Raw genomic sequence first — 9,795 nt, forward strand, 5'->3', positions numbered from 1 at the left:
AGGTAATTGTTAATTATTAATTATTAATTATTAATTATTTCAACCACCCTTATGATTAAAAAGTGCAATTTTTATAGCCATTTTTTATCTCCCTAACCTGGTATAATAAACTGGATTATTGTGACCAATAAACTNAATTGTTAATTATTAATTATTAATTATTAATTATTTCAACCACCCTTATGATTAAAAAGTGCAATTTTTATAGCCATTTTTTATCTCCCTAACCTGGTATAATAAACTGGATTATTGTGACCAATAAACTAATAATAAAAACACCCAACGCAGCAATAGCAATTACAAATAAAATCAAGCCACCTAAAACTAAAAAAATAAACCAGCGATCGGCACTTTTACTAACTTGAGGAGATTCTAAATGACTCTCTAACAAATCCATATTTTTAGAATTTGCTTTCCATGCAACATCAAATAAATCCCCAAAAACAGGTACAATACCAGCTAGTGAATCAAATACTATATTAGTAGCCATTCGTGTTAAAGTCTCTTTGGGTAATCCCATAGTTGCAGCAGAGAAAACTATATAAACAGAAATTAGCCCTCCCAAAACATCTCCACCACCAGGAATTAACCCTAGCACTGGATCGAGACCAATACCTAATGATGTACCAGGAACACGAATAGCATTATCAAGTAAGTCGCTAAGTTTACGCAATTCTCTAACCTTAGCTACTTTAGATTGATGACTTGGAGTGGGAGAAGATTTTGCCATTGTCAGTTATTAGTTAGTCAGTTATCAGTTATTGTAAGCATTCAGCCATTCTTTTATAGAAGTCCTGTTAGTATCTTTATACATTGATTTTCTTTTCTACAACCTGAGTGTTATGGCTGCTGCTAGGCTCCCCCTTTCATGTAGTGCAGCTAAATGCATAACTTAGTTGAATAAAAAGTCATATACATGGGCGAGTAACCCCAGTTAAGCTTTATCATATCACAATTTGTGCCAGGATGGAACCCCAAATCCTCAAGATTTTTTGGGAGCTTTAGACAATGAAGAGGTTGATAATTTTGTCGGGAGGTTATAGAGGGAGAGATTCGAGCGGGAAACAGTCATTCGGGTGCTTCACACAATGAAATTCTGGCTGATATTGCTCCTAAGAAAAATTCCTCAATGTTGCGATCGCTCCTTAGCTATCAATTTTAGTTGAATAAAAAGTCATGCGTAAAGGCGAACGACCCCAATTAAAATTTATCATATCACAATTTGTGCCAGGATGGAACCCCAAATCAAAAAAAAATCTTGGGAGAGCTTTAGACAATGAGGAGGTTGGTAATTTTTTTCGGGAGGTACGGGAGGTAAAAGATGGAAAGATTCGAGTGGGAAAAAGCCAGCATTTTTGGGAGCTTCACAGAATGAAAATATTTCTGACATTGTTCGGGGGGAAAATTCCTCAATATTGCGATCGCTCCTTAGTTATCAATTTTGGTTGAATAAAAAGTCATGTACATGGGCGAGTAACCCCAGTTAAACTTTAACATATCACAATTTGTGCCAGGATGGAACCCCAAATCCCCAAGATTTTTTTTGGGAGCTTTAGAAAATGAAGAGGTTGATGATTTTGTCGGCAGGTTATAGATGCAAAGATTCGAGGGATCAAAAGTCAGAATTTGGTGCTTCACAGAATGAAAATTTTTCTGACATTGTTCGGGGGGAAAATTCCTCAATATTTTGATTGTTTCTTAGTAAGGAAACTTCAACGTGGTTCAGGAATCTGAAAGCGCTGTAAAACTTTGTAGGGATGTTCCATGGAACATCTCTACTTTGGTCTACCTAAGTCAAAACTGCCATAAGAGTCATAGACTACTTTGCTTCAGTAAAATCAGCATCAATTACATCATCACCACCACTAGCACTTGAGGAAGAGGAAGAAGCACCAGCATCACCATTGGGTGCAGCACCATCAGCAGGTGCGCCATCAGCTTGTTGATACATATTGCTGCTGACAGTGTAGAGAGCTTGTTGTAATTCAGTAGTCAGAGATGTAATCTTCTCATCGTCTTCCTGAGCAACAGCATCCCGCAAGTCTTTAATCAAACCTTCAATTTTAGTCTTATCAGCTTCAGGAACTTTATCTCCCAACTCTTCAATTTGCTTCTCAGCTTGATATGCTAAAGAGTCAGCTTGGTTTTTGCGGTCAATTTTCTCACGACGCTCTTTGTCTGCAGCAGCATTTGCTTCTGCTTCTTTAACCATCCGATCGACTTCTGTATCTGGTAGAGTAGAAGCACCTGTGATACTAATAGACTGTTCCTTACCAGTACCTTTATCCTTAGCAGTTACATTCAGAATACCATTAGCATCAATATCGAAAGTAACTTCAATTTGAGGTACGCCACGAGGAGCTGCAGGGATACCATCTAAGCGGAAAGTTCCTAAACTCTTGTTATCATTAGACATTTCCCGCTCACCTTGTAGCACATGAATTTCTACATTTGTCTGACCATCTACAGCAGTTGAGAATACCTCTGATTTCTTGGTAGGAATAGTAGTGTTGCGCGGAATAATTTTTGTCATTACCCCACCCAGAGTTTCCACACCCAGAGATAGAGGAGTAACGTCTAACAAGAGAATATCTTTAACTTCACCTGCTAATACACCAGCTTGGATAGCAGCACCAACAGCTACCACTTCATCAGGGTTAACACTTTGATTAGGATCTTTTCCTAGAACTTTCTTAACAACTTCTTGAACTGCTGGAATTCGAGTGGAACCACCAACTAATACTACTTCGTCAATAGCTTTTTTATCTAATTTGGCATCCCGGATAGCATTTTCTACAGGAATCCGACAGCGATCTATCAGCTCGGAACATAAACCTTCAAACTCAGCTCTGGTAAGAGTTATATCTAAGTGCTTAGGTCCGTCTTGGGTGGCAGTAATAAATGGTAGGTTAATTTCTGCCTGAGTAACACTAGAAAGTTCAATCTTGGCTTTCTCTGCTGCTTCTGTTAAACGTTGTAGAGCTTGTTTATCTTTACGGAGGTCGATACCTTCTGCTTTTTGGAATTCACTAGCTAGATAATCAACGATTTGCTTATCAAAGTCGTCACCACCAAGGTGAGTATCACCAGAAGTAGCTAATACTTCAAATACACCATCACCTACTTCTAGTATGGAAACGTCGAATGTACCACCACCAAGGTCAAATACTAAAATAGTTTCGTTACTCTTTTTATCTAAACCGTAAGCTAGAGAAGCTGCAGTTGGTTCGTTGATAATCCGCAGCACTTCCACACCAGCAATTTTACCAGCGTCTTTGGTTGCTTGTCTTTGGGAATCATTAAAGTAAGCAGGTACGGTAATTACGGCTTGCGTTACTTGTTCCCCAAGATACTTACTAGCATCATCAACCAGTTTACGCAGGACTTGGGCTGAAATTTCTTCTGAGGCAAATTGTTTTTCTAAAGCTTGGCAATCTAATTTAACATTACCATTAATGTTGAGAACTTTATAGGAAACTTCAGTGGTTTCGTGGGTTACTTCATCAAATCTACGTCCGATGAACCGCTTGACTGAGTAGAAGGTGTTTTGGGTGTTCATCACAGCTTGACGCTTGGCGATTTGACCTACAAGTTGTTCTCCTTTTTTGCCATAAGCTACTACGGAGGGAGTTGTACGGAAGCCTTCAGCGTTAGCTATAACTGTGGGTTTACCACCTTCCATAACCGCAACGCAGGAATTTGTTGTACCTAAGTCAATTCCGACTACTTTTGCCATAACAGTGTTTTTACTCCATTAAATACAAAATTTTTGCTTATTTGTCAATGTCAACTCTATTGTTTTGATTGACTTAAGGACTAATATTTAAGCTCAATAGTTTTAGTTTGAGTTTAAGGTAAGTCCAGTTTAAATACAGTCTTAAGATTAAGTTACTTATATCTATACTGTCGTTAGTTAGAGGATTCCATGAAGGCGTATTTACCGAACATCATGGAATGTGATAATTTGAGGCACTTTTTTATATACTTTTGTCTCTTTTCCCTCTCTAATTTAGGGCTAAGAAGCAATTACTGTCATTGTGGCAAACCGTAAGTTAAGTGTTGTGTTTGCCGTCTAGCGATCGCTTTTTGATACTAAATCCGGTTTACATTAGTTATACCAATTTCACAAAATATTGCTACAGTCACGACACAGGGAACAGAGAACAGTGGGAAGAAAAACATAAATATTAAAGAAGAAAAAAGGTTTGATTTCCAGAATTTATGGAATTTATATTTTTTTCTTCTAGGAATAAATCAACAATTCCGATGTAACTGCCTTTTTTGAAAATAGTATTACTTATGAAATAAGGGAATAGGCAAATAATAGGTATCTTTCGATCCTACATTCCCTATATAAACTTGTCATACTGTTTCACGGAATTCAAAAGTCAAAAGTCATGCATTAAGATTTTGTAAACTCAAAACTTTGACACTACAGTAGAAATTATTTCACATCTAAATCTTGTCATACTGTTTCACGGAATTCAAAGGTCAAAAGTCATGCATTAAGATTTTGTAAACTCAAAACTTTGACACTACAGTAGAAATTATTTCACATCTAAATCTTGTCATACTGTTTCACGGAATTCAAAGGTCAAAAGTCATGCATTAAGATTTTGTAAACTCAAAACTTTGACACTACAGTAGAAACTATTTATGACATCTTTAAAGTGAATTGGTATAAGATTAAATAAAAGTAGTATAAAATTTAGTAATTCACCTGGTATTTATAGAGTATAAATCATGTTCATTGACTTTTCCTATTTGTCAAATTATCAGGAAAATATTAAGGTAAGTATTCAGCTATTAGCATTCAGCTTTTCGTGCGGAATGCTACGCAAATACAAATTTTAATTTTCCTTAGATATAATCCCTCCTTCTAGCTGATAGTTGACTGCTGAATGCTTATATATTAAGAACATAAATACTGAATTATTTGCTCATATTCGCAACCGTTATTTTTCCCAATTCCTGCTGATTTTTGATACTAATCTCATGTTCGGTTGAATACTTATAAATAATTATCAAGGAGTAATAATTGCTAGAGAAAGGATTCAGCATAAAAGTAGAAATTTAATATCTTTTCCATACTGTCAGAGCTGAAATTTTATTCATAACTGATTATCCGAACATGATATAAGTTTTGAGGTAAAGTTATACCGTTTCATGGAAGTTAAAAATCAAAAGTAAGATTTTATAGACTCCAAACTTAGATGCCACAATAATAATTNTTGCTAGAGAAAGGATTCAGCATAAAAGTAGAAATTTAATATCTTTTCCATACTGTCAGAGCTGAAATTTTATTCATAACTGATTATCCGAACATGATATAAGTTTTGAGGTAAAGTTATACCGTTTCATGGAAGTTAAAAATCAAAAGTAAGATTTTATAGACTCAAAACTTTGATGCCACAATAATAATTTAAGGAAATTATTTTACTTATGGGTTTTGAAACTATTTGTGACATCTTTAAACCGCATTGGTATTAGAAGTTTAGGTTTAATACAGTAGATTTAGGAGCAGTTATTAATAGAAGAAATAGATTGCTACTACTACTTTTACCAAAGGATAATTGATAATAAACAATTCATAAGTACCCAAACAAAATTATTTACCTATTCCAATTATATCTAATCTTGACAAAGCAATATATTCAGCTTTGCTAAGTGTGTAATTAATTTTGTATACCTACTTAATGAAATAGTTTTGTAAATCTATAATTTTCTCTACCTATTTCTATCTAACTCTAAACATACTCTAATTATCCATTATCAATTAATTAAACATATCCGAATATCAATTTTTTTAAATGTGCAAAAACTTACTATCCGACCGATTCCTAGAATCTAAAAATTTCAACTGTCGATAAAGCATAGAAATTATTGGTAAATCAACTCCCGCCTCTTTTGCCATCCGTAAAGGATTACCAACAATTGCTTCAACTTCCAAAGGTTTTTTCCCTTCATAATCTAGTTTCATACTGGTTAAATAAGGTTTCATTTGCTCTGTATAGTCGAGCATTTTTTGGATAAAGCGGTCATCTATTATTCGCCCGCAACTCTTTGCTCCTGCTGACACTTCCCACATTAATTGTTCTGCTAAAAACCGCGTATCTGTATTAGCCATAATTTCATCTGTTCTAGCATCTAATACCACGGAAAGACCATTATAAGGAATATTCCAAACTAACTTTTTCCACCTAGCTAAAAGTAAATCTTCGCTCAACTCAATTGGAATATTTGCCTGTTCAAAATCTTGAGCAATTTCACGAATTTTTTCTGTAATTCCTGCTGCTGTATAGTTAGGCAAATACTGCCCAATAGTAATAATACCATAGTCTATATGGCGAATTTTACCTGCTCCTACTTTATTAGAACAGACAAAACATAACCCACCTATTAAGGTATTACTTCCTATAATCTGGGAAATTTCTGGTTCAATATTTATACCATTTTGTAAGAGCAAAACCACAGTATTTTTATTTACTAATGGTGGTAATAATTCTGGCAAAAGATAATTTTGCGTTGCCTTCAATGCCACAACAACTACATCACAACTTGGCATTTTTTTTACATCGTTATAAGCATCTACTTCTGGTAGAGTAAAATCTCCATCCACTGATTCGATAATTAAACCTTTTTCCAGAACCTGTTGGTAGTCGCTACGCAGTAAAAAACTAACTTTATGACCTGCTTTTTGCAGTTTTGCACCGTATAATCCACCAACAGCCCCAGTGCCAATAATTGCATAAGTTTTATTTGACATTTTGAGAAAAATTGAGATGTTTATTAAAAGTATAGAATATAGCAGTTATCATATTCATAAAATACATTTTTTTCTTCTTCTCTATTGGTAATAATTCAGCAGTCAGCTATCAGCTTTTAATTATTATTTTTTTAATATACAAAAGAAGGAATTAGTCTCTCAAGAGAATTAAAAGTTATGTTTGCACAGGATTCCACAGGAAATTAAATTGGTAATCAGATAAGCTTAGAGTTGCTTGATTCTTTGCAAAAGCTAAATCCTTACCTCTATTCCCTAAAATTATCTAAATATCTCACAACTTAGAATCATATTGCTATGTGTTAATGAAAACCGCTATGAGACTATAAATAGGTTTGGCTGAAAAAGTCTTTTAGTATAGGGGAATAGTCAAGAGGAATGGAAGTTATAGAGTAGGTAGTGACAAGAATAGTCCCTTGATTTTTCTGCCTCCTATTACGCCATTTTAGGCTCACTTGTTCAGCTTGAGCGACTGAAAAGCTGGTACTTTTTCAAGCTCTAAAATTGCTCAAATATTTATCTGTCAATCCTTTGATATTTAATCAGGAAACCATCAATATTCTTGAAAATTAAAAAACTAAAAATATAGTTTTTCAAGAATATATATTTCAGTTTAAATACTTTCTTTTAATAATTCCTATTTATTTCTCTAAAAATAAATTAATTAGGTAATTCATCCTCAGAAACCGTAGAATTTATTTGACTAGGAAGAGTTAAAGTCACAATGCTCAAAAGATTAAGACTACGATAACCATCAGAGATTACATCTGCATATTCTTTTGAATAAAATGGACTGGTATGATAAGCAAATCCTTCTCCTATTTCATATCTTGTTAATTCTGGTAGTGAAGTAGTCACTACTTGAACCTGTCGTTCGTTTTGTGGCACTANGACTACGATAACCATCAGAGATTACATCTGCATATTCTTTTGAATAAAATGGACTGGTATGATAAGCAAATCCTTCTCCTATTTCATATCTTGTTAATTCTGGTAGTGAAGTAGTCACTACTTGAACCTGTCGTTCGTTTTGTGGCACTACTATTGCATGATATCTAGCAGTATTTGGCTGTTGATTAATATATTCAGAAAGTCAACCATCTAATTCTCCCATAATTAGCTTTTCTTTTTCGGAAACTTCTTCATCAATATTCACTAGAGCATGGATAATATCTTTTAATTCTGATACTTATTTCTGTGGTGGAGAAGTTGCTAAATAATCAGTGACATCCTGACGTAAATTTATCATATTTATAGCACCATCTGCCCCTTTATTTGTAGTTAAANGTGGTGGAGAAGTTGCTAAATAATCAGTGACATCCTGACGTAAATTTATCATATTTATAGCACCATCTGCCCCTTTATTTGTAGTTAAAATTTCCCAGGAAAAATTAATATCCCAATGGTCAGCAAATGATTGAATAAATTGTTTTTCTCTGGGGTCAAGCACTTCATCAATCATAGCTACTTGACTTAAAATCTTGATAATTTTTTTAGCTCCCGAAGGTTTTAAAAATGACTTAGCTAAATCTCCAGCTTCTTTTCTTTCAAAATTAAGGGTTTCTTTGATTAAAGTCCAGAAGCCTTTTTTTCTTTCTCCAGGTACCCATAATGACATTCCTACAANATATAGAAAACTGCCAAACCAGCAAATAATACAGTGTCTATTAAACCCACATATTCCCCATTGAAAAGATAGTTAAGTGCAAAAATAAATCCGGGAAATAAAGAAACTAATTGTGCTGTAACAGATATACTTTCTACAACTACACGCTCATGTTTTCGCTTCCAAATTTGGTTAGCTGTTAGGTAGACTTCTGTTAAAGAAAAACCTATAGATAAAAAAGCTAGTATAGATACTACTTTCTGAAAAATTTCCATGATACTGCTCCAAAATGTAATCATGATTGATACATAATTTACCACTACATCAACAATTTGCCGATATAAAAAGATGATACTATAAATATTATTAAAAATAGAAAAACATAATTTTTCAAGAATATTTTTTCAGTTTAAATTATTTGAATAATCCCCATTTATTTCTCTAAAAATTGATTAATTTGGTGATTCATCCTAAGAAACTATAGAATTTATTTGACTAGGAAGAGTTAAAGTAACAATGCTGAAAAGATTGAGACTACGATAACCATCAGAGATTACATCTGCATATTCTTTTGAATAAAATGGATTACTATGATAAGCAAATCCTTCTCCTACTTCATATCTTGTTAATTCTGATAGTGAAGTCGTCACTACTTGAACTTGTCGTTCGTTTTGTGGCACTACTATTACATGATATCTAGCAGCATTTGGTTCTTGACTAATATATTCAGAAAGTAAGCCATCTAATTCTCCCAGAACTAGCTTTTNGTGGTGGAGAAGTTGCTAAATAATCAGTGACATCCTGACGTAAATTTATCATATTTATAGCACCATCTGCCCCTTTATTTGTAGTTAAATTTTCCCAGGAAAAATTAATATCCCAATGGTCAGTAAATGATTGAATAAATTCTTGTTCTCTGGGGTCAAGCACTTCATCAATCATAGCTATCTGACTTAAAATATTGATGATTTTTTTAGCTCCTGAAGGTTTTAAAAATGATTTAGCTAAATCTCCAGCTTCTTTTCTTTCAAAATTAAGGGTTTCTTTGATTAAAGTCCAGAATCCTTTTTTTCTTTCTCCAGGAACCCAGAATGACATTCCTACAATTATATTGAAAACTGCCAAACTAGCAAATATTGTACTGTCTATTAAACCTACATATTGTCTTTCAAAAAGATAGTTAAGTGAAAAAACAGATAAGGGAAATAAAGAAACTAATTGTGCCGTAACAGATATACTTTCTACTACTAAACGCTCATGTTTTCGCTTCCAAATTTGATTTGATTTGAGGTATGCTTCTGTTAAAGAGAAGCCGATAGATAAAAAAGCTAGTATAGATACTGCCTTTTGAAACATTTCCATGATACTGCTCCAAAATGTAATTTTGATACAAAATTTACCACTA

General features: G+C 33.8%; 4 protein-coding genes. 1 reads left to right on the forward strand and 3 read right to left on the reverse strand.

The window, feature by feature from the left end:
• Nucleotides 1–223: 223 nt before the first annotated feature.
• Nucleotides 224–730 (reverse strand): DUF4112 domain-containing protein, encoded by a 507-nt coding sequence (locus tag AFK68_RS24000; RefSeq protein ID WP_094675695.1) that lies wholly within the window; start codon nucleotides 728–730, stop codon nucleotides 224–226.
• A gap of 446 nt (nucleotides 731–1,176) precedes the next feature.
• Here AFK68_RS24000 and AFK68_RS24005 point away from each other — a divergent pair, with 446 nt between their 5' ends.
• Nucleotides 1,177–1,449, forward strand: a complete 273-nt coding sequence (locus tag AFK68_RS24005) for a hypothetical protein (protein ID WP_094675697.1) — start codon at nucleotides 1,177–1,179, stop codon at nucleotides 1,447–1,449.
• Nucleotides 1,450–1,819: 370 nt separating this feature from the next.
• On the opposite strand, the gene dnaK is transcribed toward AFK68_RS24005, so the two are convergent.
• Together dnaK and AFK68_RS24015 are read right to left on the reverse strand one after the other, a co-directional pair.
• The gene (dnaK, locus tag AFK68_RS24010) at nucleotides 1,820–3,736 is read right to left on the reverse strand and encodes a molecular chaperone DnaK (protein WP_094675699.1); all 1,917 of its coding nucleotides are present in this window, start codon (nucleotides 3,734–3,736) and stop codon (nucleotides 1,820–1,822) included.
• 2,070 nt (nucleotides 3,737–5,806) lie between these two features.
• Entirely contained in the window at nucleotides 5,807–6,766 is a 960-nt protein-coding gene (locus tag AFK68_RS24015) for a putative 2-dehydropantoate 2-reductase (RefSeq protein WP_094675701.1), read from the reverse strand.
• Nucleotides 6,767–9,795: the final 3,029 nt, after the last annotated feature.

Origin of the sequence: Hydrocoleum sp. CS-953 (genome assembly GCF_002260545.1) — a bacterium.
In the GTDB taxonomy this organism is placed as follows: Bacteria; Cyanobacteriota; Cyanobacteriia; order Cyanobacteriales; family Microcoleaceae; genus Trichodesmium.

Coding starts and splice junctions, on each gene's coding strand:
- AFK68_RS24000 (WP_094675695.1), bottom strand. CDS start 730: ATGGCAAAATCTTCTCCCACTCCAAGTCATCAATCTAAAGTAGCTAAG.
- AFK68_RS24005 (WP_094675697.1), top strand. CDS start 1,177: ATGCGTAAAGGCGAACGACCCCAATTAAAATTTATCATATCACAATTT.
- dnaK (WP_094675699.1), bottom strand. CDS start 3,736: ATGGCAAAAGTAGTCGGAATTGACTTAGGTACAACAAATTCCTGCGTT.
- AFK68_RS24015 (WP_094675701.1), bottom strand. CDS start 6,766: ATGTCAAATAAAACTTATGCAATTATTGGCACTGGGGCTGTTGGTGGA.